This is a genomic window from Bacillus sp. B1-WWTP-T-0.5-Post-4 (assembly GCF_009183795.1).
In the GTDB taxonomy this organism is placed as follows: Bacteria; Bacillota; Bacilli; order Bacillales; family Bacillaceae_G; genus Bacillus_A; species Bacillus_A cereus.
The window spans coordinates 856,775-879,653 of record NZ_WEIJ01000002.1; the positions used below are offsets into that span (position 1 = coordinate 856,775).

Genomic DNA, 22,879 nt, shown 5'->3' on the forward strand with positions numbered 1-22,879 from the left:
ATTTTGTTATAAAACAGTTGTTGACTTTTATTTTTTGTACTAATACAATGATAGTAAGAAATGGAAATGGAGGGATTGACATGATCGATCAACCAATGGAGTTTTTCAGAAATTTACCGACGAAAACTTGTGCACACTGCGGGAAAGAAATTGATGAGCAGCACGAAGCATACCATAACAAATGTGATGATTGCGTTCACGAAGAATAGTAGTTTGTGAACAGAAAAAAACCTAGCAGACATAGTCTACTAGGCTAATAACATCTTATCCTTCATCGTTGAACCTTTCACCAAGAGCTCCAGTTCAAACTCATACAATTCTTTTTTTCGATAATTTTTCGTATGAATTTTATCCATCATTAGGTCGACAACTTTTCGGGCCATTTCATCAATTGGCTGTTCAATTGTCGTAATACCTGGTTCTGTAATCTGCGATAATATTTGATTATCAAAACCGATAACAGCGAGATCATCTGGAATGCTCCAGTTATGGCGTTTCGCCTCTGAGATAATTCCAGCTGCTACCTCATCGCCTCCTGCCAAAATCGCGGTAGGATTTTTTTTGTCCTTTAATACTTCATGGAATATTCGTTTTCCATCTTCCCAAGAGAAAGCGTTTTCAAGAAAGTCAATCGCTTCTACTTGGCGGCTCTTCTCAGTTATTGCACGTAAAAAGCCCATTTTTCGCTGCTGGCTAACGACTTTGGTTTCGTTACCACGGCAAAAAATAAGATTACGATATCCTTGATCTAACACATGCTTCGCAGCTATGTATGCTCCTTGCGCATGATCAAATTTCACTGTTGGAATATTTGCTTCCTCAATATATTCATTACACAACACGATTGGACCGTGCTGTAAGTATGGCTCTACATCTTCCCACGGATTTTCTAGTGAACATAGAATAATCCCATCTACTTGTTTCGTAGATAATAATTGTAAATACTCCATCTCTTTTTCCGGTAAATATCTTGTTTGACAAATAATCAGTTTATATTTATGTTCAGAAGCAGCAATCTCGATTGCTTCGATAAATCTACTGAAGAAAGGATTTGTAATCCTTGGAACGAGCACCGCAATTGTTTCCGTTTTTTGTTTACGAAGCCTTCTCGCCGCAGAATTAGGAACGAAGCCTAAATGCTTCATTGCTAATTGAACCCTTTTTTTCTTCTCATCTGAAACATATGGATGATTATTAATCACCCTAGAAACCGTTGTCCTTGATAACCCCGCTAATTTCGCCACGTCCTCTATAGTCGACACGAAATTCTCCCCCTTTGCATGAAAACGTTTTCTTAAATTGATTATATAGTATATTATTGGAAACTGCAATATCGGTTGTTATGATTTTACTATATTAATATTATACATAGGTAAAAGTCTGTTAATGCAGGGGAATTTATACTGCTTTTAGAAGTTTACAGTAGGTATATTTATAAAAATTTGAAGGTGATATTCCATGAATCGGACAGATCGTTTATTAGCTATATTAATTGAATTACAAAGAAGACAAACTGTTACAGCACAAAGCTTGGCTAAAAAATTCGAAACTAGTATAAGAACTATTTATCGAGATATGGATGCACTTAACGAATCGGGTGTTCCTATTTATTCAATGCCTGGCTACGGCTATTCATTAATGGATGGTTATTTCTTACCACCCATTCAGCTTACGCCTGAAGAGGCTGTTACTCTTTTATTAGGCGGTGATTATATCGAGAAAACTTTCACTTCTTCTTTTTCTGTACATGCACGATCAGCAAAAGAGAAACTTGAAATTGTTCTCCCTGCTGATCAACAAAAGAAAGCCCGGGAATTACGAGGAACTTTTCGTTTTCTTTCTCCTATATTTTCGCAGCAACAACCTGAACAAAAAAAACTTGAAAACCAACTGATTCTGTTGCAAGAATCTATACAAAAAGAACAAGCTGTCTCTTTTTCTTATCGTAAACCGAGGGAAAATACAAAAATGCAGCGGACCGTCCATCCTTACGGCTTAGTCAATATTTCGGGAATTTGGTACATCGTTGCACATTGCTTACTTCGAAAACAAATACGCAATTTTCGTTTAGATCGTATGGATACGTTACAGCAAGAACAAGAATTCTTTACAAAGCCAAAAGACTTTTCTTTACAAAACTATAAACCTGAAAGCAATCGGACTGTTACGGTTCATTTACTATTTCCATCACATATTGCGCATAAGATTATTGAATCCCGCTACTTTTTTATAGATTCATACGAGCATAGAGATAGCAGTTTTCACGTTTTTTTGAAATCAAGAAACATAGACGAAGTATTTCAGTGGGTATTGTGCTGGGGAAGCCAAGTGAAAGTACTTGAGCCAAAAATTCTTTCTGAGAAAATTCGTGATGAAGCAAAAAAAATGTTAAAACTTTAATTTCACTACTGACATAATGTTGTCAGTAGCCATCCTTTATATTAGGTATTAACAAATACATTTTTATAAAAAGGAGTTAACACTATGAAGAAATTTGAGGAGTTAGCAACGTATTACATAGAGGAATTAGAAAAGTACTCTATAGAGCAATTTAGGATGAAGCCTTCTAGTGAGGAATGGTCTCTTGGTCAAATGTATAATCATTTAATTGCCTCCACATACATGCAGTTAAATGCAATCACAAAATGTAAAATAGAAACACCATCAATAACTAACATAAAAACAGAGATGGGTGAAAAAGTATATAAACTTGGTGCTTTCCCAAATATACAAATTAAAGTACCAAATCATCCTGGATATACACCTGAAAATCCAGCCACCAAAGAAGAAATGCAGAAACAATTTCTAGAATTAATTACAATTGTAAAAAATACAGAGCTAACACTTTCTTCTATTCCAAGTGATTGTAAAGTCGAACATCCTGGGCTTGGTTACTTAAATGCAATAGAATGGTTTCAACTTATTTCTATGCATTTTGCTCATCATCTTCGTCAGAAAGAAAGATTGGAACTTAAGATTCGCTAAATTTTAACATTTTCACTAAAAAGAGACTGCCAATATTGGCAGTCTCTTCACTAAAATATGTACCGCCTATACAATTACTCATAAATTCCCACTTTCTATCAATAGAATACTTCTCTTTTTTATTCAATATAAAACCCCATCAATACGTCATCTCCATATGATCCATCTTCATATTTAATTTGCTTTCGTTGTCTACCTTCTTCTACAAAGCCCATACGTTTGTACACTTTAATTGCCCGATCATTAACAGAAACTACACCTAAACAAGTTTTTTCTAAACCTTTCTGCCCTTTCGCCCATCTAATAAGAAATTCAATTAATTTCGTGCCTATGCCTTGATTACAATACGCCTCTTTAATCCCCATTCCCATTGTGCCTGCGTGTTGTAACCGTTCTAGTTCATATCGGTTGAAAATTAAAAAGCCAACTACCTTCCCATCTACTTCATACACGATATAAAGATTACCTTTCTCATTACTTTTCCGTATCTTTTCTCTTTCTGCATTCATATCATTCGGTAACTTCTTTGGGGATACTATGAAAAATTTTGTAGTAGTTTCCGATAATATAATTTCTTTTCTAATATTCATAATTGCTTCTGCATCAGTCTCTTTTACTAACCGTATCATTGAATCACCTCGTACTTTTTCTTTTTAAAAATAATATTACAACTATAAAACGGCCAATATGCAATATTACATATTGAGAATCTTTTTACTCTTGATACAATATTCATATATCAAAATAAAAGGAATGTATACAATGAATCCAATCTTAACAGCTGCAAAACAACTATTACATAAAGAAGAAAAAATTTTATCTACTTTAAAATGTTCACTTACTGGCTATACGATTACGCATAAAGTCCCGTATCCTGGCATGTTACTTGCTACTAATCAAAGACTTCTCTTTTTTAGCCAATATAAAAATACATTCATTGCCGAATTTGATTATGAAGAAATTCTATCCATAGAAACGAAGAGAAGAATCTTTGACAAAAAAATAATATTTTACTATGAAGATGAATATATAACGCTTGGATACATTACAAGTTCGAATGTTGAAGCGTTCATAGACTTACTACAAAGAAACAGCAAGACTAGCACAGGCTTATAATCAGCGGGGATCCCCTCGCTGATTCATTATTTTAACTCCTCCCACTTCGTCCAAACTTCTCTCCCGTTTATACAGTACATATTATCCTCTCTATTCATAAACCCCTGTACAATAAATTCACGTCTAATTGTACAAAAATCATCATGATATTGTTTTATAAATGTATTAATTTCTTTTTCTGTATATTGATTTTCAGCATTTAACTTGCTAATTAAATGCTCTAACAATACTAGTTTTTTCTTCTTTTGACCTGGAATCGATTTTAAACGATCCTCTTTATCGAAAAAGTTACGAATGGTCGTATCCCGGAATTTCATTTCACTTTCAGTCATTTTGTTATCCTCCATCACTTTTTTTCTTTATCTTTTCACTTAAAATATCAATAAAGTAATATCCACCCATTAACACATAATAGAACGTAAGTATTCCAAATGCATCTTTCATACTTGTATATACTTCTTTATCAAACAATATAGGTGAAAGGGCATAAACAAGAAAGATTATTAGCGGATTTACGATAAAATAATAAGTAAGATTGCCTTTCATCATATCAACTCCTCTACCCTATGTTTCTCTGTAAATTGTTGTAATTCCTTTTCTTTCGTTTCTATAGCTTTTAGAAAGATTTATAGATGAACTAAGGAAAAGATGTGCCCTCTATTAAAATAAAAAAGCACCAAAAAGGTGCTTTTATCTACGCTTCAACCGATTGATTTTCAGCAACATTTTTAAATTGTCGTTTGTGCATCAAAGTTAAGGAAGCGATCGTTCCAAGTGATAATACAACGATAAAGATCATGAGCATTCCTATGTTTTGCCACATGAAGTCAAAGTCTCCACTCGATACGACTGCTTTCAATCCTGATACAGAGTATGTCATCGGTAACCAAGCATTGAATGGTTGTAAAAACTTCGGAATCAATTCTAGCGGGAATGTTCCGGCACTCGTTGTAAGCTGCATAATTAATGTGATAATGGCAATAAAACGGCCTGCATCACCGAATGCTGTTACTAAACATTGAATTAATGCAATAAACGCTAAACTTGTAACGATACTAAAGAGTATGAAGTACGGAATACTTTGTACTTCTACACCCAATCCGAACAGTAATATAACATCTGCTACTATCGCTTGAATAATACCAACTGATAGTAGTACGCCGAACTTACTAATAAACCAACTAACCCCTGATTTCGGAACGCCGACTGTATCACGTAATGGATATACGATTGATAATAGTAATGCCCCAACGAATAAACCAAGTGATAAGAAGTACGGCGTAAATCCAGTTCCGTAGTTTGGAACTTCCGCCATTTTCTCCGTCTTCACTTTTACAGGACTTGCAAACATATCATACGTTTTATCCGTCCCTTTTACTTCACCAGTTTTTTCTGCTCCTTCGCCAAGTTTCTCTGCAAGTTCACCTGAACCATCGTTTACTTTTACGAGACCATCCGTTACTTTTCCTGATCCGTCTGCTAGTTTATTTACTCCGTCGATTAGCTGGGTTGAGCCATTTGATAATGTGCCTAAGCCTGTTGTTACTTGACCGGAGCCATCTGCTAATTGATTTACTCCACCTGCCATTTGATTTGCTCCTACAGATAATGTACCTAAACCGCCTGTTACTTGGCTTGAGCCATCCGTTAATTGATTTACTCCTGCAGATAATGTTCCTAAACCACCGGTTACTTGGCTTGAGCCATCTGCTAATTGATTTACTCCTGCAGATAATTGACCTAATCCATCTGTTACTTTTCCAGAGCCGCTTTGTAATTGCGTTACTCCATCAATTAATTGAACTGATCCATCTTTTAATTTATCAGCACCTATTTTTGCATTATCTAATCCCTCACCAAATCCATGAAACTTACTAACAAATTCATTTTGTGCGTTCGTTAGTTTCTCAACACCATCTGCCAGAGCTTTCATCCCTGCTGGATTTGGTAATTTATTTTGCAATCCATTTGTTGTTTGATGTATTTCGCCCTTTAATTGTTTTACTTCTTCATTTAGTTTATTTGTTCCACCTGCTACTCCGGCAGCCTTTTGCTGAACTGTCGCTGTACTTTTTACAGCACTTGTTATGAACGGTTGTAACTGCTCTTGATATTCTTTTGGTAAACTTTCAATTTGCTTTTGTAAATTCGCTACATCTTGCGCTGCATTTTTTGCATCTCCTGCTGTTGATTGCGTAAGTTCATTTAACTGATTTATATTCGCCCCAGCTCCATCTATTTTTTCATTTACTGTATTCAATATAGAAGGAACTTTCGACTGCATTTCCTCTAAGCCTGCAGCAGACTTTTGTACGTTACTATTTAAATCTTGCAATCCCTTTTGAATTTCTTGAGACCCTTTTTCTAATTGACTTCGCCCTTCAACAAGTTTTCCCATACCATTTGATAGATCAGTTGTTCCTGTTTTTAAATCACCGGATTTACTTACTAATTTGTTCAAGCCACCGGTCACTTTCTCAGATCCATCACGCAATTCACCCGTTTTGCTATTTAATGTATTTAAACCTGCTGTTACTTTTCCTGACCCATCTACTAATTTTCCGATACCTGCATTGCTATTTAATACATGTAAACCATCTGTTACTTTTCCTGATCCATCTACTAATTTCCCGATACCTATTTGCATTTCACCGGTTTTGCTATTTAACGTATTTAAACCTGCTGTCACTTTCCCAGATCCATCAAATAGTTTCCCAACTCCATCCTTCATCTCCCCAGATTTCCCTTGAAGTGTATGAAGGCCATCCGTCACTTTACTTGAACCATCATGCAATTCACTTGATCCGTCGTGTAGTTTACTTGCCCCTTCTGATCCATCCGCTAATCCTTTTGAGACATCTTTAATAGAATCGAACATTTTCTCTGCATATGTTTTCGTTAACGTGCTTGATACTTCAGTTTTAATCTTTTCAATGGCTGTTCCTCCAATTTGTGAAGATAAGAAGTTTAAACTTTCGTTTGGAATGTACTCTAAGTTTAATGGCTTTGGATTGTCTTTTAGTAACGTTGTAGCGTTACTTGAGAAGTCATCTGGAATGCGCACTAACATGTAATACTTTCTACCTTCCATTCCTTTCTTTGCTTCTTTTTCACTTACGAACTCCCATTTAAAACTTTTATTATCTTTTAAATTATCAACGAGCCCTTTTCCGACCTCAATTGGTTTCCCATCAAATACTGCGCCTTTATCTAAATTGACTACTGCAACTGGTAAGTCATCTAACTGTTTATACGGATCCCAAAAGGCCCACAAAAACATCCCTGCATATAAAATCGGTACGAATAAGACCGCAATAATTGGAATTAATATTTTTTTACTTTTTATAATTTCCGTGAACTCTTTCCGAAGTAACTGATTACCTTTCATAATTTCTCCCCCTTTTATAAAATGACCAAAATGTTCATATAGTCATTTTTACCCAAACAAAAAGGCTATACTTGTTCATACATATGCCTTATCCCCGAATTTATTACTATGCAACTTTTTCTCATTATGATTATATTTTTTCTATATCCCCCCCTTAACTTAAATATATGACCACATTGTTCATTCGGTCATTTTTTTTATAAAATTAAAAGGATTATCTTAGTTTGACAATCCTTTTAGTAAATAAAGTTCAAATAACTCTGCAATTTTTTCTTTTTCTAGCGGTTCATGATTTTTTTCCCAATCAAAAATAAGCGATACATATAGACGAAGCATAATAAATGCTGTAATTTCTGGATCACATTTGCTAATTTCACCTTTTTCAATCGCAATCTTTAAATACGATTGAATAACAGAAACGATTTCCACATCAACTTGCTGCATAACTTCTTGTACTTCTTTCGTTCCCATATCGCGCTCTTCTTGAATTAATTTAATCATGAGCTGATGTTCTTTTCTAAATTCCAAGATGCTATATAATGCTCTATGTACATTTTCAAAAAATGAAACATCTGAACGAATTGCACTTTCTGCAACTTGCTTCATTTCTGTAATTAAATTAGAAATAATTTCACCAAATAGCTCTTCTTTATTTTTGAAAAAAGTATAAATCGTTCCTTTTCCTACATTCGCTAACTTCGCTACTTGATCCATCGTTGTTGCTTTATAACCGAACGCTGAAAAAGACTTTGTTGCAGCTTCAATAATAGAACGTTTTCGATCTATCGCCACATTGTCACCTCCAAAAATGACCGATTGGATAATATAGTCAATCAGTACATCTTTGATATTACCACACGCTTACATTCTATACAAGTTCTCTTTTTATTATTTCCAGTATAAAAAATTCCAGTCAAGTTATATCATACTGTCCATAGTTTATCAAAAAGTATACTTGTATGGAAAGCTAGAATATATTCATAAATAATTGCTGACTAGATCCCACTAGAAATTTAATAAAATAGACAGTGTTCTTAAAACCAAAGGTTTAAGAACACTGTCTATTATTTTGACATAGAAAGTAATATTTTCTCCATTTCTTTCTTAGTTAGCTCATCATCGATTATCTCTTCGTATATCTTTGTATCTCTTGTAAAAATATCATTCACTATGACAATTTGATAATCACTATTCTCACCTTGTGCTGGTACAAACATTTTAAGGCCTCTTAACTTCCCCTCTCCATGAGAAGATTTATTATATACCATTTCTTTCCCGTCTAAACTATAACTTTCTAGATTCTCTACTCCAGGCATCATATAGTGTAGCGGATCCTTAGTGCCATTACCATTACCATCCATATACATCCTTGACTGATAAATCGTAAAACCATATTTTCCTTTTGTATATTCTGATTTAATAACTAATTCTACATCTCTTCCAAAATATGAGTCAGCCCACTCTCTCTTTAACTCATAACCTTCAGGTATATAAGTCGGCTGCTTAATTTGATACGGTACATGTTCTTTTGCTTCTTCCATAGTATATGTTAAAGACTTCTGCAATTTATCATCAAAAGGTTTTAATTTCTTCTGAATAGTAGCTAGTCTTTCTTGATCAGCTTTCTTCAAGCGTTCAGGTTTATATTCCTTTGTATCTCCATCATAATTCTCAGGCACATTTTTCTTAACCATTGCTTTTTTCTGAATTTCGCTAGCCTCTTTAAATAATTGGACATATTGTTCAAATTCTTCTTTTGTAAAATTCTTTTCTGCCAAATACAAAAAATCTGTATCTCTTTTATATGATTTTATCGACATACCCCATTCTCTACTTGCATTCTCTGGTGTACCATATACTGTTTCTATCGCTTTTTCAAATGCAGGTTTATATTGCTTGTTTTCTACAACCTTTTCCTTCTGTCTTTCATCTCCCTCAGTTATCCTTGCATTTAATAAAAATCCGCCTGCTATAGCTGCTATCGCAATAACTCCAAGTAAAGAAAGACGATACGATTTCTTTTGGAATTTTTTAATCATAATGATTCTCCTTTTTAGTGTTCGTTTATTTCTACTTAAATTTGCTAGGCTTGGTAATTGATAGGAATAGTGTTCTAAAAGGGTAATAATTGTATGACCGTATGCAATTTGCTCCTCTTTATCTATAAAAGTAAGTGCATATGCATCACAGGCTAATTCTTGATCTTCTCGCATACAAAAATAGGCGTACCAAAGAATCGGATTGAACCAATTTAATAGGATTAAACTGTACATAATCCAATTTACAGCTACATCGTTTCTCTTAATATGAGCTAACTCATGGTAAAAGACATATTGTAATTGTTGCTCATTTAATACTTTCATATGTTTTTTTGATAGTAATACTTTCGGACGAAAGAAACTAAACACAGTTGGGCTCGCAATCTTTCCCGCTAGACGTAACGAAACTGCCTTCTTCATTTTCATAGATTGCTTACAGCAATTAAACACTGTAGCGACCTGTTCGTCCGTAATATCCGGTTGTTTCTTTATGTAAGAATATAAACGTCTATTTGTAAGAAACGTGATGGCTGCTAATATGATTACCCCAGCTAGCCACACATACAAAGCAAGTTTGTATAAAGAAAATGTAGTCTGTTTTTCCGAACTGACTTTTACTTCCGGTTCGCTAGTTTTTGTCACCATTTTAGGATTTGATTCCAATTCCACTTTACGATCGCTTTCTATGTTCACTATATTCTCAGTAGCCGGCATATTTTTTGGAATAACTTCCGATACACTAGAACTATAGGAAAGTAATGAGTAAATGCTATAAGAGCTATCTGGCGACCACGGTAAAAGGAGTCTTATCATTAATACGATCCACAGCATATATTGCCATCGGGGGGTTAATTTATTTCTAAATAGAACTTTTATACATAAAATAAATCCAACTAATATGCTGGCCATAAGTGACGTTTCTATAAGCCAATCAAAAAAATGAGGAAGGTATACATTTATAAGCGTGTTTATCATTTTTATCGATCCTTCCTCTTATTCTCCTCTGTCTTCTCATCTAAAATGCGTTTTAATTCATTAATATCTTCTGAAGATAATTTCTCCTCTTTTAAGAAATTAACAAGTAATGGCTTAAACGCTGCACCGCAAAAACGTTTTAGTAAAGATTTCGTTTCCACTTGCAAATAATTATGTTGTGATACTAACGGGTAATAAGCGTACATACGCCCTTTATCTTGATGGTAAGAAACGGCTTCCTTTTGCACTAATCGATTAATTAATGTGCGGATTGTTTTCGGTTTCCAGTCCATTGCATCTTCCAGTTCTTCTATAATTTCATTCGCTGTTTGCGGAGAACTCGACCAAAGTACTTTCATAATTTCTAATTCCGCTTCAGATATTTTAGGTAATTGATTTGTCATCGTATGTTTCACTCCTAAGTATTACATTTGTAATCTATAATTAAGATTACAAATGTAATACTTAATTGTCAACCATATTTTAGAAAAATTAATTTCAGCTAAACCTTACTTACCAACAACAAATTTCCTCTTTTTCAAATAATCAAATAAAAAAACAAGAAAATCTTTACAATTAATAGTAATATAGAAAATAGACAAGTTTATCAAAACAGTGGAGGCTTTTTCAGTCATGATGCGTGCACTTCGTTTAAATATAAAGCAAGCTTTTTGTAATCGTGTTTCTTTAATTATTATGTTTAGTGGATTTGTTCTTATTTGTATTTATCATTATTATTATGTAATTCGTTATTTAGGAGACGCTGCGAATGGACCTATATCGACGGATATTAAATGGATTGGATTTCGTGGAAATGAAATGGATGTTTATTTATTATTAATGCCAGTTATTGCAAGTCTTCCCTTTAGTACAAGTTATAACTCGGATAAGTCCGATGGTTTTAAACCGTTTGTCAGTAAAGAAATTTCTTTATTTTCTTATTCAGTAACGAAATATATCGTTACATTTTTTTGCGGCGGACTTCTTTATACATTTCCATTCATCTTATCGTTATTATTTTGCAAATTAACCATTCCAGACGGAGTACCAACGGCTGGTTCAGGCATTATAAATGATAACGGGATGTTCGCAAACTTATATGAAACTTCTCCCATCACTTACATTGCTGTATATATCGGAATTAATTTTTTATTTGCAGGTCTGATGGCTCTTTTAGGACTTGCTGCATCTGCATGGTCCCAAAAGGACTATATGGCGCTTCTATTTCCATTTGCAACTACCTCTATTCCTTACGTCCTGCTAAATACGGTACTCCCTACAATAGGTGGAGCGCCTATTCATTTATATGATCCAAGGCAGCCGCTGCATGGCATGTCACCATATATTTTGACAATACAATGTGCCTTCTTCCTCCTCGTTAGCTTAATCATGTATATACAAGGAGTAAAACGTGATAGAAAAAAATATAGAAGAAGGTTGCAAAAAAGAGAGCGGTGTAGAAAGGCGTTTCAAGTATAATAAAACCCTAATTTCCTTACTATATTGGAAATTAGGGTTTTATTTACTATTCACTTACGGTGTACCTGCCAATCCCCATAAAATAACAACCGCTACAAAATAAATCGCTTTAATCGCTACTACTAAACATAATGAAACAATTGCATATTTACTTAATTCTCTTCTTGCACCTATTAAAGTGAAAATAACCGCCAAACTAAATGTTATATAAGAAGCTGCTGTATGTATTAAGTTATACGTAATATCTAGATTGCTTATAAGTCCTGTTATATCAGCTACAAACTGAAGCATGACGATCGTACTAAAAAAAATTGCAAACTGATTCATTACCTTTCCATTTATTTGTAACTGCATTGTTGTCCCCCTTTTTAAAAACTAAATATTCAATCAATTTTATCATTAGATTACAAAAAAAGGAATCATCTCTTTATACTATTCTATAACGATGCAAAAAAAGAACGCTTAGTCACCTAAGCGTTCCTTTCTTTAAGAAGCTTTCTTCAAATCAATTTGAGCAAGTACTGGGTCATGGTCGCTTACACGTCCGTGCTCTTTCATTATATTTGAGTTTAAGTGCACTGGATCTACAATTGTGTGTGGTGCGATATTATTTGTTACTAAAATATGATCTAACACTTGTGCATTTCCTTCGTGAATGTACGTGTAACGATTCTCTTTTGGCACTGTGTTTAACATATCTTTTAAGATTGTTCCCTCTAGTGTTTTTAGTGGTTTAGAGAATTCGAAATCGTTCATATCACCTAACACGACAACTGGTGCATTCGTATTCTTTTTCTGAATTCCTTGCACGAAATGATTTACTTCTTGTGCTAACTGAATTCGTTTGTCTTCACTTTTTAATACGAGCGGCTGCACTTTTCCAAATGGCGTTGCATCTCCTAGTTTTGAGTTTAAGTGATTTGCAACGACAACAATGTTTTGTCCTTGGAACGTAAATTCTGCCGCTAACGGTTTACGTGTACTTTCAAATAATGGATTTTCGTCTCCAATACGAACAACATTTTTATCAAGTAACTTCGGTACCGTCGCTAATTTCACGCGTGATGGATTATAGAAGAAGCCGACGCGAATATTCGCTCCTGGTGCTCCTCCGTCTTGATTATTGTTTGGAGCGATTTCTACATACTCATACTTCGGCCCACGAATTTCTAGCACTGCATCAATGATACGTTTTGCGCTTAATGACGCATCTGTTGTACCGTCATTAATTGATCCGTTATTATCTTGCATTTCCTCTACACCGATAATATCTGGCATTTTTAAGTTGTATTTAATAGAATACGCTAACGCTTTTACCTTTTCATCTGTTGTTTCTTTTTTATTCGCTGAGAAGTTTTCAATGTTATATGTAGCAACCGTTAACTTATCAAGACGTGGCTGAATATTTGCGCCTACTTGCTTAAATCCACCATCCACTACAGCTGGCAGTTCTGTTATTGGCGAAATACGGAAAGAACCGTAATCATATCCTACTACCCCTGTTATATCTCCAGTAAAAATATCTCCTACTTTTGCTACATAATCGCGAGGTACTTTTACAGAAAGACGCTCTGGGTTTAATTGGTTTTCATCTAATAGAGGTGTGCCATATTGTGTTACTATTTTATCTCCACCATTTTTTACTGTTACATATAAATTTCCATTTTTCTGAGGTGCAATAATTTTTGGTGTTGGCATCGTAACACGCATGCCTTCTATACTTTCATAAAAGTCGATTGCATCTTCATTTGGATCAAATAAACCGAATGCATCATTATCGATAATTTGATCAGGAATTTTCACACCATTTTCTCCAAGTACAATCGGTGCTGGTAAAACTTGATCTTTTGCGATTACAGCAACGCGACTCGCCTTAATTTCTGTCGTCGTTAAGTCTGTTTCAAATCGCTCTGCATATCCTGGTCCAACATATTCTTCTACTACTCCATCAACTTGAATAAGATCTCCTACTGCTACATTCGCATCTTTTTTATATACGTACATACCTTCTGAAGTAGCTGGATCATTATCTGGCTGATTGTCTTCTATATAAAAGCCGTTTTTATCAAGCGCTGTGACAACGCCTTCCACATTGTTTACTTTCTTCCCGTTGTAAGGAGACATATGTGATTTTCCTTGAATGTCATGAATACGAACCTGTTCATTATTTACGATAATAAATGAAAATGTCGAAATTGCTGAAGAAGTAAGTCCTTCTTTTTCTGCGATTGCTTTCACTACACTATTTTCATTCACTATAATTTGTCCATTATAAAGAACACTTTTATTAGTAGGATTAGAGCCATCTAACGTATAGTAAATCGTTGCACCTTCTGTATTCGTCGTTAATGTCACCGCTGTTCCTTTAGCAACTTCTCCGCCGTTCGGTGAAGCTACTACATCGCTAACACGGTTTTGTCCTTCACCTTGAAACTTATAAGCTGTTACTGATTTTAGACCTGGGTTACTAAAATATAATTCAAGAGTCCCAGTCAAACTAACTTTCTTCCCGATATTTTCAGGGTGATCTTTTACATTCACTGCCGTTCTCACATCACCTTTTGGCAACTGAACGGGCATGATTTTGTCTGGATTCGTTTCGTTTGGCGAATCTGCAATTGCTACGTTTGTATCATCAAACTTAGCTGGATCCTTCGTATATTTAGAAGAACTTTGCGTATATCCGACAATATATCCTTCCACAATCCCCTTCGTTTTCCCTTGCTGCTTAAATACTTGAATTGCTTTTTCTACTGACATAGAAGCAGTTTCTTCTGCTTGCGCTAAAGTTCCAGTAAATGAAAGCAATAGCAAGAATGATAAAAAGACACTTAACAATTTCTTCACAGCCATTTTCCTCTCCCTATTTCATATTTTCTCAGCATTTCTATCATAACAAATGATTCGTTATATAGAACTATTTTTCGACAAATTTTACAAAAGATTCATTTAATTTACAAGCTTTCAAACTATAATACAAAATAATAATTTTACACCTTCTACAAATGCACTCTATAATGTTAGAGAGAGAAAACAGAAAATATCGACATTTGATTGGCATGTAAAATGGATTCATTTGAATAGGAGTGATTGGATGGAAGTGCAAACAGAAACATACCGCGCAGCTATGAATGGAACATTAGAACGTCATTTTTCAGATATGATTGCTGTTATACCAACTAGAATTACAATTGAGCAGTTAAAACAACGGCTAGAAAATATCGCTACTAAAGTTGATGAGTTAAAAATTGTTTATAGTGATGAGACAAGCCTTATTGTTGAGTTACATATGGATGAAACAATCATACCGTATGAACTGCATATTGATGAGGCGAATGACCCAGAAGAATATAAAATGTACAATAGACAAGATTCTACAATTGTAGATCGTAATTTTGAAGATGCGGCTTTCGGTACTGAAATTTTCACTCGTACGCTATTTGTAGGCGATGTACTCGACTGCTTTTTCCAGCAAATACAATTTTTATGGAACCTCGCCCCAGATTTGTTATTTGTAATCGATTCAAGTGCAGCAATGAAAGTGATATCTAGAAACTATATTGAATATCACGTTGAAAATGAATTATTACCTGACATTCCTGACTTATACGTTATTCATTCCGTTTATGAAGACGATAAAGAAGGCGAGCCTACGCAATATTGGTTTCATACACACGGCCTTTTAAGAGCGGGCGTAACTGAAATAGAGTTAATTATTCCAAATCGCATTTCTTCCTACTACGGCATTGGCGATCTCTTTCAAACATTTGCTAATAATGCCGTTGAGAATGGACAAGTCCCTATGAATGAGCCTATCGTTATCGCGCATAGTCAGCAAGGTTCTATACATACAGTCGCTGTTCCGTGGGAGAAAGGATTATCTTATATAGGGCATAAAACGAGTATGGACCAATTATCTTCAATCGAGGATGAAGAAGTGAAATTACAGCCAATAGATGCACAAAATACATTCTTAGGCGGAATGGATGCCCGAGATGAATACCATCAATCTCCATCCGTTCTCTTATTCAAATTTAATACTTCAGAAGAATATATTGAAAGTTTTTTCAAAGAACACGAGGAAGCTACAGGGCTCATGTTCTATAAAACAAATAGTGAAACCGATCGTATGGCTTATAATGCGAAAAATACTTTCGGGTATTTCAGCAACATTTTTCAAATTGAAAAATCCAATGAAGAGTTTCGTTTTCTCGCTAAGTTTGGTGTTTCCTATGAAGAGGGTAAAAGCGAACATATGTGGTTTGAAATGCAACATATTACAGAAGACCTGATTCAAGGAATACTCATCAATGAACCATATTTTATAGAAGATATGAGTGAAGGAAATAGTTATCATTTAGATTTTGATAACTTAACAGATTGGGTTATTTATGCAGGAGATGCTGTTATAAAGCCAAATAACTTATATATGTTTATTGGCGAATAAGTATTTTATATAATAAACGAAACGCCTTCAATATGATTGAAGGCGTTTCTTATAATTTATTGTGCGATTAATTCAGCATCTATTACTTTCTCCAAATGAGATAATACACGCTTTGCAGCTTCCTCACCTTGATTCATACAGTCTGGAAGTCCAGCACCAGCATAGGAGCTACCTGCCAAGTATATACCTGGCAACTCTTTCTCCATAAATGTTGTGAGCTTTTTCATTCGCTCGTTATGGCCCACTGTATATTGAGGCATCGCTTCTTTCCAGCGACTTACGATTGTAAACTCTGGATCCTCTGTAATATCCATCGTCTTCCTTAAATCTTCTAGTACGAGCTGAACGAGTTCTTCTTCAGTTTGTTCTACAACCGCTTCATCACCAGCACGTCCAACGTAACAGCGAAGGAGTGTTTTTCCTTCTGGCGTTGTATGTGGCCATTTTTTATGCGTCCACGTACATGCTGTAATCGTGTAATCGCTATTTCGTGATACGACAAATCCTGTACCATTAATATCGCGCTGGATTGCAGACTTTTGGAAAGCAAGTGCCACATTCGCAACGGATGTGGATGGAATATTACGGAAGAAACGAAACTGCTTGTACTGAGCAAACATGGACGGCAATACTTTATGCGAAGTTGCCACTACGATGGCGTCCGCTTCTATTTCTTTTCCGTTACTAAGAGTAATCGTATAACCATCACCCTGTTTCGCAACTTTTTCAATGCGAGTTCCCTTTATTATCGTACCTTCATGCATCTTTGCTTCGAGAGATTTTACGATAGATTCTAAACCTGTTTTCACTGTTTGGAACATTCCCTTTTTCGGTTCAGCTTTCTCTTCTTTCGGAGCGAGCGTACGCATACCGAGTGAAATACTGCGATGTTTCTGCTCAATTTGATACATTTGCGGGAATGTTGACATTAAGCTCATTTCATCAATATCCCCTGCATAAATACCCGATAGTAACGGCTCTATTAAGTTTTCAACCACTTCGTTTCCAAGACGATGTCTGAAAAATTGTCCGAGTGATTGGTCAGATACTGGCTTTGACCTCGGCATTAATAGATCAAAGCCAGCTCTTAGTTTACCAATTGGGGAGAACAGCCCGGAAAATAGAAACGGCGTAATTTGCGTTGGAATTCCCATCATTGATCCATTCGGCATTTTATGTAACCGATTGTTTACAAGGATAAATGATTGACCGGCTTGATTATTTACAAGTTCATCGCCAAGACCTAATTCTTTCACTAATCTAGCTGCACTTTCTTTTCGTGCTAAGAAAGAATCTGGTCCGCGCTCAATTGTAAATCCATCTTTTCGAACGGTTTGAATTTTTCCGCCAAGTTTACCCGATGCTTCTATAAGTAATGTATCAATCGGCAAGTTTTTTTCATGAATATTTTTTTGTAAGTTATACATTGCTGTTAATCCAGTGATGCCTCCGCCGACGATCACAACTTTTTTCCTCAAGCAGGCTCCTCCTTTCTTCTTACAGTACAGATTCTTTTTTCTTTAATACAACATCTGTTAAACAATCAATAAATGCCTCCGATGCATTTGGCATTTCTGGACGATAATATTTTGCACCAATTTCATCCGTTACAACTTTACACTCAAAGTCGTTGTCATATAAAACTTCTAAATGTTCCGCAACAAATCCAACTGGTGCATATACGAATGAAGTATAACCGTGCTTTTCATTTAGTTCTCTCGTTAAATCTTGTACATCTGGACCAATCCAAGGATCTGGTGTGTTTCCTGCACTTTGCCAGCCTACTGCATAGTTTGCTACTTCAGCTCCGCGCGCGATATAATCCGCTGTTTCATTTAATTGATCTGGATATGGATCGCCCATTGCAATAATTTTCTCTGGTAAGCTATGTGCAGATACGATTAATACTGCTTTTTCACGCTCTGCATCTGACATACCGTTATATATACCTTTCACTGCATCAACCCAGTACTGGATGAATTTCGGCTCTTTATACCAGCTATCAATGCCGTGAATTGTTAAGTTTCCAAGTTTCTCAGCTTCTTCTTGTGCTCGTCCAACGTACGATTTCACGCTAAACGTAGAATAGTGAGGTGCAAGAACAAGTGCGATTGCATCTTGTATTCCGTCGTTATGCATATCTTTCACCGCATCTTCAATAAACGGTTCAATATGTTTTAAGCCAAGATACATATGGTACTCTACTTCATCTTGTACTTCATTTAAACGCTTCTCTAACTTCTTAGCTTGCTCTAATGTAATAGTAGCTAAAGGAGAAATACCACCAATTGCACGGTAACGCTCTGTTAAATCTTCCAGCATTTCAGGACTTGGCTTTCTTCCTCTGCGAATATGTGTATAGTAACGTTCAATATCTTCTTCTTTATATGGCGTTCCGTATGCCATTACAAGCAAACCAATTTTCTTTTTCATACAGCAATGCTCCTTTACTTCGCTAACTGCCCTTTAGAGTATTCATGAATAAATGTAGTTAAACGTTTTAATGTATCTGGATTTACTTCTGGGAATACACCGTGACCTAGGTTAAAGATATAACCCGGCTGTTTCATCCCTTGATCTAAAATACCTTTTACATGTTCTTCAATAACAGACCATGGTGCAAGTAAGAATGAAGGGTCCATATTACCTTGTACCGCCTTATGAACGCCCCGTGCACGTGCTTCTTCAATCGGTAAGCGCCAGTCTAAGCCGACTACATCAAGCGGTAAGTCGTGCCACTCATTCACTAAGTGTGCAGCTCCTACGCCGTGCATAATCATTGGAACACCCATCTTACGAACTTCTGCAAAAATACGCTCCATTGCTGGTTTAATAAATACGCGATAATCTGCTACATTTACTGTTCCAACCCAAGAATCGAAAATTTGAACTGCTTTTGCTCCTGCGTTAATTTGCGCTTTTAAATATGTAATAACCATATCTGCTAGTTTATCCATTAAAGCAAACCAAGCTTTTGGCTCTGCATACATGAACGCTTTCGTATTATGGTAGTTACGAGATGGACCGCCTTCAATCATATAGCTCGCTAATGTAAATGGAGCTCCTGAAAAACCGATTAACGGTACGTCTAACATTTCTGTCGTTAATAAACGAATTGTATCTAGTATGTACGGTACGTCATCTTCTGGATTGATTTCCCCTAGTTTTTCTACATCTTGTAAAGAACGGATTGGGTTATCGATAACTGGGCCAATACCTGATTTAATTTCTACATCCACACCAATTGCAGGTAGTGGTGACATAATATCTTTATAAAGAATTGCTGCGTCTACGTTATATTGATCAACCGGCAACTTTGTCACGTAAGCACACAACTCTGGATTGTGTGTAATTTCAAATAAAGAATACTTTTCTTTTATCTTTCTATATTCCGGCTGCGAACGACCTGCCTGACGCATATACCATGCTGGTACATAATCAGTACGTTCCCCCCTACATGCTTTTAAAAATGTCTCATTTATAGTTCTTACCAAGACCCTTGCTCCCTTCCTTACCAATGCTTCGAATACGTTCGATATTTATCTTTTTTTACTATACAGCTTGTAAAAACAAAATGCATAATATTATGTACGTTGTTCATTAAATTGACACAAACATTCGTAAAAACGCTTACTATTTTCACAACATTCTTATTATAACACAGAGAAAAACTATGGTTTAGCTACTTTTGACTTTTCTCCTTCACGATTCGTTTGTGTATTATATGGTACAACGTAAAAGCTCGGTTTTGAAAATATGTTAATGAACTTTTCCTCATATTCCCCAGCACCATTTACAGTGCTAACATGCGTATGAATTCCATTCTCCACTCTATAGATTCGGTACATAATTCTGTTATCTGGAAGTGGTGTCCAGCTTAATTTTGCTTTAAATAAACCGAAAGGGCTAAATGATAATTTCATTTTTACATCTTCAATTTTGCGCAGCCGAATCGGAGCGCCGATTGTTTCCACACCTTCAGGCTTCATAAACTTCTCTTTATGTTCTACATTAGCCTTCGTTAAAATTTTCTTAAACAATTTTGTCGCAGATGCACTTTCTCCTTGCAACTGATGCTCCTTATCCGTACGGTCATAACCAATCCAAACAGCGCCTACTAAGTTCGGTGTATAACCAACGAACCACATATCTCTTGCTCCCTTATCGTCATTTGGCAATGAAGTTGTACCCGTTTTTCCAGCTAACGCACCGTTATATACACCAACTCTCGCTGTTCCTTCCTTCACAACTCCTTCTAACATTTTCGTCATATACCATGCTGTCTGCTTCGAGAAGATTTTTGTCTCTACTTTTGGAGATTCCCCAATGACTGCACCGTGTCTATTTAATACTTTATCAATAACGTGCGGCTCGATAATATTTCCATTTGCTAAAAATGAACGATACATTTTTACAAGATCAAATGTTGAAACGCCATTTTTCAATCCGCCAAGCGCTGTACTTAAACCAGCATCTGCAATATGAACATTTCCTTTTTCTAAATATTGCTTTCCTTCTTCTACCCCTAACTCATTTAATAAAGAAACTGCCGGTACATTTGCCGACTCTAAAATCGCATCATACATCGTCATTTCTTTTGAATACTCATGATTATAATTTCGAGGTTCATACCCTTCAAAAGAATTTCTTTCGTTCGTTAATAAAGAATACGGATTATACTTTTTCGTTTCTAGTGCTGGTGCATAAACGATAAGTGGTTTTAAAACAGATCCAGGCTGCCTTTTGGCAAAAACACGATTAAATCCTCTCGGGACGTACTTTCTTCCCCCAATCGCCGCTTTAATCCCTCCCGTACGATTATCCATTAATAAGAAAGCACCTTGCGCCCCCTCTTCTTTCCCAGGGAAATTCCTTGCATCTTGAAACTGGTTATATGCTACCTTTTGAATCTTTTCATCCATAGGTACGACAAACGTATATCCTCCGCGAAGTACTTCTTGATGAGACAATCCGTATAAACGAGCGGCTTCATCTATGACCATATCAATATACGGCATATATGCAAGCTCATTCTCATCTAAATTTTTATATAGAGCAATTGTCTTCCCTTGATAACGAACGCTTTCTTCTGCAGTCAAATAGCCTTGTTTATGCATAAGTGACAACACTAGATCACGGCGTTCCTTACTCTTCTCTGCAGAATAGTACGGTGAATATCCGTTTGGTGATTTCGGAAGGCCTGCAAGCATTGCCCCTTCCTCTACTGTTAAATCCTCAACATTTTTATTAAAATACAACTTTGCTGCCGCTTGAATGCCGTAAGCCCCATGACCAAAATAAATATGATTCATATACATTTCAAGAATTTGTTGCTTCGTATATTTTTGCTCTAATTGAAGAGAAATTGCGACTTCCTTCAATTTGCGCGTAAATGTTTTTTCACGAGTTAAAAAGACGTTTTTAGCGAGTTGCTGCGTAATGGTACTACCGCCCTCTACCTTCTCTCTAGCTAACGTATCTTTATAAAGAGCACGGAATATAGACGGATAATCAATCCCTTGATGCTCATAAAAACGAGAATCTTCCACCGCAACAAACGCCTGCTGCACATACTTCGGAATTTGCTCGATTGGTACGAGCTCTCTATTTTCTACGTATAATTTCGTAATTTCTTTCCCTTTCTGGTCAACGATACGTGATGAAGAGTGGAAAACGAGCTGCTTTTCATCCATCATATAGCCACCAGCTAACACGATAAGTTTATAGATTACAATCGCTACTACGAACGTTGCGACGCCGCCTAATAAAGTCCACTTTACTTTCTTCATACATCGTCCTTCTTTCCAAATGATGGTACATTTATTATTTGAAAAAGAAGTATCTTTATGTATATAATCTTCGAAGTTTTTTAAGAGAGTTGATATAATAGAAACAAACTATTAAGGGGGCATTAAAATGAAGGCTATTATTTCATACGAAACACCTCTAGAACAAGCACATTTCACTGCAAAAAATGATGAAAAAAATATGTTTTATAAAGAAAATACAGAAGAATCTATAGAAGGTTCACTTCAATATGATGTACTAGATGCTGTCGGTGAATTTAAAGGACAACCTGGCTATATCGTTTGTAACAACATTTCTGTCACAGACGAAGGTCGCCCAGTATTTGAAAACCGTTTTAAAAACCGCGCAGGCCTTATTGAAAACGAACCAGGATTCCAAGCGATCCGTGTTCTACGCCCATTAAGTAACGATACATACGTCATCTTAACGATGTGGGAAACAGAGCAAAACTTTAAAGACTGGACAGAATCACGTTCATTCGAAAACGCTCATAAAAAACGTCCCACGCAAGCAGAAGGACAAGCTCCAGCGCATCCACATGCGGAACAGCAAAAGAGTATTTTCTCTCGTCCATCTTTTGTGACTACTTTTGATGTGTTAGTTTAATTAAAACATAATACAACACTAACAGTACGTGAAATT

The 22,879-nt window shown here is 35.7% G+C and carries 21 protein-coding genes; 7 read left to right on the plus strand and 14 right to left on the minus strand.

Translation table 11 applies throughout. The annotated features are described in order from the left end of the window. Positions 1 to 80: 80 nt before the first annotated feature. Positions 81 to 209 carry a protein YhfH gene (gene yhfH / locus GBN91_RS10095; protein ID WP_000567010.1) on the plus strand — a complete coding sequence of 43 codons (129 nt, stop codon included), beginning with the start codon at positions 81 to 83 and terminating at the stop codon, positions 207 to 209. A 39-nt stretch (positions 210 to 248) separates the two neighbouring features. On the opposite strand, the gene GBN91_RS10100 is transcribed toward yhfH, so the two are convergent. Continuing rightward, complete coding sequence (locus GBN91_RS10100) at positions 249 to 1,262, minus strand: LacI family DNA-binding transcriptional regulator (RefSeq protein ID WP_000103715.1); 1,014 nt, start codon at positions 1,260 to 1,262, stop codon at positions 249 to 251. Positions 1,263 to 1,458: 196 nt separating this feature from the next. Here GBN91_RS10100 and GBN91_RS10105 point away from each other — a divergent pair, with 196 nt between their 5' ends. Both GBN91_RS10105 and GBN91_RS10110 read left to right on the plus strand, forming a co-directional pair. Further along, on the plus strand, positions 1,459 to 2,400 hold the full coding sequence (locus tag GBN91_RS10105) for a helix-turn-helix transcriptional regulator (RefSeq protein WP_152121432.1): 942 nt from the start codon (positions 1,459 to 1,461) through the stop codon (positions 2,398 to 2,400). 84 nt (positions 2,401 to 2,484) lie between these two features. Further along, positions 2,485 to 2,985 carry a DinB family protein gene (locus GBN91_RS10110; RefSeq protein ID WP_049107261.1) on the plus strand — a complete coding sequence of 167 codons (501 nt, stop codon included), beginning with the start codon at positions 2,485 to 2,487 and terminating at the stop codon, positions 2,983 to 2,985. Positions 2,986 to 3,104: 119 nt separating this feature from the next. Here GBN91_RS10110 and GBN91_RS10115 read toward each other — a convergent pair whose 3' ends face one another. Further along, a complete protein-coding gene (locus GBN91_RS10115; RefSeq protein ID WP_152121433.1) occupies positions 3,105 to 3,614 on the minus strand; it encodes a GNAT family N-acetyltransferase in 510 nt (169 codons plus the stop codon). A 133-nt stretch (positions 3,615 to 3,747) separates the two neighbouring features. Here GBN91_RS10115 and GBN91_RS10120 point away from each other — a divergent pair, with 133 nt between their 5' ends. Further along, positions 3,748 to 4,101, plus strand: coding sequence for a PH domain-containing protein (locus tag GBN91_RS10120; RefSeq protein ID WP_001068223.1), 354 nt, complete (start codon positions 3,748 to 3,750; stop codon positions 4,099 to 4,101). 26 nt (positions 4,102 to 4,127) lie between these two features. Here GBN91_RS10120 and GBN91_RS10125 read toward each other — a convergent pair whose 3' ends face one another. The 6 genes from GBN91_RS10125 to GBN91_RS10150 all read right to left on the minus strand — a co-directional run bounded on the left by GBN91_RS10125 (position 4,128) and on the right by GBN91_RS10150 (position 10,907). Next, positions 4,128 to 4,433 carry a DUF2087 domain-containing protein gene (locus GBN91_RS10125; protein WP_000140291.1) on the minus strand — a complete coding sequence of 102 codons (306 nt, stop codon included), beginning with the start codon at positions 4,431 to 4,433 and terminating at the stop codon, positions 4,128 to 4,130. Between the two features lie 4 nt (positions 4,434 to 4,437). Then, entirely contained in the window at positions 4,438 to 4,650 is a 213-nt protein-coding gene (locus tag GBN91_RS10130) for a hypothetical protein (RefSeq protein ID WP_001986098.1), read from the minus strand. Between the two features lie 145 nt (positions 4,651 to 4,795). Continuing rightward, entirely contained in the window at positions 4,796 to 7,489 is a 2,694-nt protein-coding gene (locus GBN91_RS10135; RefSeq protein WP_152121434.1) for a YhgE/Pip domain-containing protein, read from the minus strand. 219 nt (positions 7,490 to 7,708) lie between these two features. Further along, positions 7,709 to 8,281, minus strand: coding sequence for a TetR/AcrR family transcriptional regulator (locus GBN91_RS10140; RefSeq protein WP_000963381.1), 573 nt, complete (start codon positions 8,279 to 8,281; stop codon positions 7,709 to 7,711). A 272-nt stretch (positions 8,282 to 8,553) separates the two neighbouring features. Then, the gene (locus GBN91_RS10145) at positions 8,554 to 10,503 is read right to left on the minus strand and encodes a M56 family metallopeptidase (RefSeq protein WP_152121435.1); all 1,950 of its coding nucleotides are present in this window, start codon (positions 10,501 to 10,503) and stop codon (positions 8,554 to 8,556) included. 2 nt (positions 10,504 to 10,505) lie between these two features. Next, complete coding sequence (locus GBN91_RS10150; RefSeq protein ID WP_000184510.1) at positions 10,506 to 10,907, minus strand: BlaI/MecI/CopY family transcriptional regulator; 402 nt, start codon at positions 10,905 to 10,907, stop codon at positions 10,506 to 10,508. Positions 10,908 to 11,136: 229 nt separating this feature from the next. Here GBN91_RS10150 and GBN91_RS10155 point away from each other — a divergent pair, with 229 nt between their 5' ends. Then, positions 11,137 to 11,982 carry a membrane protein gene (locus GBN91_RS10155; protein WP_000984146.1) on the plus strand — a complete coding sequence of 282 codons (846 nt, stop codon included), beginning with the start codon at positions 11,137 to 11,139 and terminating at the stop codon, positions 11,980 to 11,982. Positions 11,983 to 12,036: 54 nt separating this feature from the next. Here GBN91_RS10155 and GBN91_RS10160 read toward each other — a convergent pair whose 3' ends face one another. Beyond that, a complete protein-coding gene (locus tag GBN91_RS10160) occupies positions 12,037 to 12,336 on the minus strand; it encodes a hypothetical protein (RefSeq protein ID WP_001176847.1) in 300 nt (99 codons plus the stop codon). 132 nt (positions 12,337 to 12,468) lie between these two features. Continuing rightward, positions 12,469 to 14,835 carry a DUF6359 domain-containing protein gene (locus GBN91_RS10165; RefSeq protein WP_152121436.1) on the minus strand — a complete coding sequence of 789 codons (2,367 nt, stop codon included), beginning with the start codon at positions 14,833 to 14,835 and terminating at the stop codon, positions 12,469 to 12,471. A 241-nt stretch (positions 14,836 to 15,076) separates the two neighbouring features. Here GBN91_RS10165 and GBN91_RS10170 point away from each other — a divergent pair, with 241 nt between their 5' ends. Then, on the plus strand, positions 15,077 to 16,429 hold the full coding sequence (locus GBN91_RS10170) for a DUF4026 domain-containing protein (RefSeq protein WP_000453703.1): 1,353 nt from the start codon (positions 15,077 to 15,079) through the stop codon (positions 16,427 to 16,429). A 56-nt stretch (positions 16,430 to 16,485) separates the two neighbouring features. Here the strand turns inward: GBN91_RS10170 and hemY are convergent, their stop codons facing one another. The 4 genes from hemY to GBN91_RS10190 form a co-directional block, all read right to left on the minus strand. Then, positions 16,486 to 17,907, minus strand: coding sequence for a protoporphyrinogen oxidase (gene hemY, locus GBN91_RS10175; protein ID WP_001228101.1), 1,422 nt, complete (start codon positions 17,905 to 17,907; stop codon positions 16,486 to 16,488). A 19-nt stretch (positions 17,908 to 17,926) separates the two neighbouring features. Continuing rightward, on the minus strand, positions 17,927 to 18,862 hold the full coding sequence (hemH, locus tag GBN91_RS10180) for a ferrochelatase (protein ID WP_000726779.1): 936 nt from the start codon (positions 18,860 to 18,862) through the stop codon (positions 17,927 to 17,929). A gap of 14 nt (positions 18,863 to 18,876) precedes the next feature. Continuing rightward, on the minus strand, positions 18,877 to 19,923 hold the full coding sequence (gene hemE, locus GBN91_RS10185; protein WP_000252605.1) for a uroporphyrinogen decarboxylase: 1,047 nt from the start codon (positions 19,921 to 19,923) through the stop codon (positions 18,877 to 18,879). A 177-nt stretch (positions 19,924 to 20,100) separates the two neighbouring features. Continuing rightward, a complete protein-coding gene (locus GBN91_RS10190) occupies positions 20,101 to 22,218 on the minus strand; it encodes a transglycosylase domain-containing protein (RefSeq protein WP_000756287.1) in 2,118 nt (705 codons plus the stop codon). Between the two features lie 127 nt (positions 22,219 to 22,345). On the opposite strand from GBN91_RS10190, the gene hmoB reads away from it, so the two are divergent. Further along, a complete protein-coding gene (hmoB, locus tag GBN91_RS10195; RefSeq protein WP_016122062.1) occupies positions 22,346 to 22,843 on the plus strand; it encodes a heme-degrading monooxygenase HmoB in 498 nt (165 codons plus the stop codon). Positions 22,844 to 22,879: the final 36 nt, after the last annotated feature.

Coding starts and splice junctions, on each gene's coding strand:
- yhfH (WP_000567010.1), top strand. CDS start 81: ATGATCGATCAACCAATGGAGTTTTTCAGAAATTTACCGACGAAAACT.
- GBN91_RS10105 (WP_152121432.1), top strand. CDS start 1,459: ATGAATCGGACAGATCGTTTATTAGCTATATTAATTGAATTACAAAGA.
- GBN91_RS10110 (WP_049107261.1), top strand. CDS start 2,485: ATGAAGAAATTTGAGGAGTTAGCAACGTATTACATAGAGGAATTAGAA.
- GBN91_RS10115 (WP_152121433.1), bottom strand. CDS start 3,614: ATGATACGGTTAGTAAAAGAGACTGATGCAGAAGCAATTATGAATATT.
- GBN91_RS10120 (WP_001068223.1), top strand. CDS start 3,748: ATGAATCCAATCTTAACAGCTGCAAAACAACTATTACATAAAGAAGAA.
- GBN91_RS10125 (WP_000140291.1), bottom strand. CDS start 4,433: ATGACTGAAAGTGAAATGAAATTCCGGGATACGACCATTCGTAACTTT.
- GBN91_RS10130 (WP_001986098.1), bottom strand. CDS start 4,650: ATGATGAAAGGCAATCTTACTTATTATTTTATCGTAAATCCGCTAATA.
- GBN91_RS10135 (WP_152121434.1), bottom strand. CDS start 7,489: ATGAAAGGTAATCAGTTACTTCGGAAAGAGTTCACGGAAATTATAAAA.
- GBN91_RS10145 (WP_152121435.1), bottom strand. CDS start 10,503: ATGATAAACACGCTTATAAATGTATACCTTCCTCATTTTTTTGATTGG.
- GBN91_RS10150 (WP_000184510.1), bottom strand. CDS start 10,907: ATGACAAATCAATTACCTAAAATATCTGAAGCGGAATTAGAAATTATG.
- GBN91_RS10155 (WP_000984146.1), top strand. CDS start 11,137: ATGATGCGTGCACTTCGTTTAAATATAAAGCAAGCTTTTTGTAATCGT.
- GBN91_RS10160 (WP_001176847.1), bottom strand. CDS start 12,336: ATGCAGTTACAAATAAATGGAAAGGTAATGAATCAGTTTGCAATTTTT.
- GBN91_RS10165 (WP_152121436.1), bottom strand. CDS start 14,835: ATGGCTGTGAAGAAATTGTTAAGTGTCTTTTTATCATTCTTGCTATTG.
- GBN91_RS10170 (WP_000453703.1), top strand. CDS start 15,077: ATGGAAGTGCAAACAGAAACATACCGCGCAGCTATGAATGGAACATTA.
- hemH (WP_000726779.1), bottom strand. CDS start 18,862: ATGAAAAAGAAAATTGGTTTGCTTGTAATGGCATACGGAACGCCATAT.
- GBN91_RS10190 (WP_000756287.1), bottom strand. CDS start 22,218: ATGAAGAAAGTAAAGTGGACTTTATTAGGCGGCGTCGCAACGTTCGTA.
- hmoB (WP_016122062.1), top strand. CDS start 22,346: ATGAAGGCTATTATTTCATACGAAACACCTCTAGAACAAGCACATTTC.